The sequence below is a fragment of the Fundidesulfovibrio sp. genome, assembly GCF_058402725.1.
The window spans coordinates 1-2,831 of the sequence record NZ_JBZVFJ010000261.1 but is presented as its reverse complement, the minus strand read 5'-3'; the positions used below and the strand labels follow the sequence as shown (position 1 = coordinate 2,831).

Annotated in this window: 3 protein-coding genes; all 3 read left to right on the top strand. The window is 74.0% G+C overall.

What is annotated here, in order from left to right; all coding sequences use genetic code 11:
- On the top strand, positions 1–742 hold a 742-nt coding region (locus ACV4UX_RS18405), incomplete at its 5' end, for a hypothetical protein (RefSeq protein WP_491594735.1).
- A gap of 82 nt (positions 743–824) precedes the next feature.
- A complete protein-coding gene (locus tag ACV4UX_RS18400) occupies positions 825–2,627 on the top strand; it encodes a hypothetical protein (RefSeq protein ID WP_491594734.1) in 1,803 nt (600 codons plus the stop codon).
- Positions 2,624–2,831 (top strand): hypothetical protein (locus ACV4UX_RS18395; RefSeq protein WP_491594733.1); only part of this gene is annotated, 208 nt, incomplete at its 3' end. The genes ACV4UX_RS18400 and ACV4UX_RS18395, both read left to right, overlap by 4 nt.

Genomic DNA, 2,831 nt, shown 5'->3' with positions numbered 1-2,831 from the left:
GGACCTCGCGGCCTTCTCGCGCGCGCGCGAGGCCCACCCGGACGTCGGTACCCAGGTGGGTACGCTGGCGGAGTTCGTGGGGCGGGTCGTGGGCGGCTCGCGGTCGGAGTGGCGCGCGATCGGGGAGGAGTGGACGTTGCTCCTCCTCCGGTACGGCGGCGGCGAGCGGGCGGGCGCGGCAGTGCGCGGCGAGTTCGTGCGGCGCCTCGTGCGGACGATCGTGGCGTGCGGCGCGAGCGGGAAGCGGTTCTCGCCTGCGTATGCGCGCAAGCACGCGCACCTGCGTCGGGCGCTGCGTCGGGCGCGGCTGGACGAGCTGCGCGCGCGGGAGGACCGGCTCTTTCGTGAAGGAGCCGACGGATCAAGTGCTGGGGCAAGCGCAGGACCAAGTGCTGGGGCAAGTGCTGGGGCAAGTGCTGGGGCAAGTGCGGGCCGGACAAGCAAGGACGCGGCGGCGCGGGCGGCGCGAGGGGACGGCGGCCGTCCCACGACACTGCGCGAGACCGCGGTCGCGCTCGGGCTCGCGTACGACCCGATTCGGCGGTCCCCGTGGGACGTCGAGGCGCTCGCCGACCCCCGCGTCACGGCCGACAGCGTCCCCGACTTCCGGCGTGCGCGGGTCGCGCACACGGTCGCGCACCGCGCGACCTTCAAGCCGGCGGACCTCGGGCTCGGCGACAAGGAGTGGGCCGCGCTCCGAGACGCAGTCGCGCGGCAGCTCGCCCGTCGCGGAGGCCAGTAGGGCCGGCGGCGGCGACTCGGGACCGGCTCGCGCGCACGACGGGGCTGGGCCGAGATGCGGATCGTCCCGTGCGTCCGACTGGGTGGCACGCGAGGTCGCCGCGGCGGCGAAGGCGGGGAGGCTGGAGGAGCGTTGGCGGCGCCGGGCGGAGGTCGGGGCCGGCGAGTGGGAGGTGTCGGGAGGACTGGTGGTGGAGGAGGCGAGGCAGTTGGCGGAGGAGCGACCGGAGCTGGAGTGGCTGGTCGATGTGGCGCGGTTCGGGGTGCCGGTGGGGTTCGTGGGGCGACTCCCGACCGGGCGCGTGCCGAACAAGGGGTCGGCGGAGGAGGCGAGCGAGGCGATCAGCGCTCTCGTCGCGGAGGAGGTGGAAGCAGGGGTGTTGGTGGACGTGACGGAGGTCTTGGGGGAGTTCCCCGAGGCGCGGGGACGGAACGCGCCGATCGCGGCGCGCGCGAAGACGAACGGCTCGACCCGGATGCTCGTGGACCATTCGGGCTGGGTGCGCGGAGAGAAGAGGGGCGTGAACGCAGGCGTGGACGCCGAGGCGCTGGGGCGCGTGGAGATGGCGCGCGTGTGGCGGACGGGACGCGAGCTGCGACGGATGCGGCAGGCGTGCGGGGACGGCGAAGACGTGATGCTCCAGGTCGTGGACATCGCGTCCGCGTTTCGCCGCGTCCCCGTCGCGCCGGCGGACTGGCCGCTGTTGCTGCTGCGGTGGCGAGGCCGGGAGCTCTGGGACACGCGCCTGCCGATGGGTGGCGCGTGGTCCCCGTTCTGGATGTGTCGGCTCTCGTCCGCCTTGGCGGAGCTCGTGGAGCGGCGGGCGCGCAGTCGTGGGCAGCGCACGTTGGTGCGCGCCTACGTGGACGACTTCCTCGTGGCCGAGGTCGCGGCGCGCGAGACGACGACAGTGTCGGCGGCGACGGAGCTCGTGGGACAGCTGGACCGAGTCGGTCTGCAGGTGTCGCGCGGGAAGCTGGAGGACGCGGGTCCTCCGAGGGCCACGAAAGAGTGGCTCGGGTTCCAGTGGAACATGGACACGCTCACGGTGAGCGTGCCGCGACGAAAGGTCGCGAAGGCCGTCGCACTCATCGCGGGGATGCGGCGGCGAGCGCAGTCGAGCGCGACGGAGGTGGCGGAGGTGGCCGGCCTCTTGCAGCACCTGGCGACCGTCGTGCTGCCGGGCCGCGCGTTCCTGTGGGCGACGTCGCGGTGCGCCGCGTGGCTGCTGCGAGAGGCGGGCCGCGGGCGACGACCGCTCCCGCCGGCGGTGGCGGAGGAGCTCGACTGGTGGGCAGCAGTGCTGCGGAAGCGCGCGCTGGAGTGGCCGCTCCCGAGATCGCGGGAGGAGGCCACGGTGCGCATCGCCACGGACGCCTCGACGACGGGGGGCGGGTTCGTGTGCGGGACGACGAGGGCGTGGGTGGTGTCGTGGTCGCGGACATGGCGATCCGCGCACTCGACGCACCTCGAGCTGCTGATGGTGCTCGTGGCACTGCGGCAGCTCGCGCCGGAGCTGGCGGGGACGGCGGTGCGTGTCCAAGTGGACAACCAGGCCACCGCCACGGTCCTCACGACGGGCCACGCAGCGAGTCTCGTGTTGACGAGGCTGCTGCGCGAGGTGCTGCTGCTGGCGGCACGGTTCCGGTTCCAGCTCTTCTCCGACTGGGTGCCAGAGGCGCTCAACCGGGACGCGGACGACCTGTCGAGGGGCCGGGTGGCCGAGTGGCGGGCGCGGAACCCCGACGCACGGCTCCGGCGACTCCGCGAGCCCTGCGAGATCTCGTGGCTGCCGCCCGCGCCTTCGCCGCCATTCGCGGCATGCGAGCGCGGAAGCGCGTGGGGCTGGAGCGATGGCGCGGCTTCCTGCGAGAGCACGGAGTGAGCGAGGCGCGCGTGCGCGAGGCGGAGGTCGCGCGACTGCTGGCGGCGTTCGGAGAGCAGCTCCGAGAGGACGGGCTGGCGGGCACGACGATCGAGAACTACCTCGCCGAGGTGAGCACGCACCTGGCGACCGCGTGGCCGACGCGGCGCTGGAACGACGACGGAATGCTCGTGCGCTTCCGAGACAGCCTGCGGAGGCTGGTGC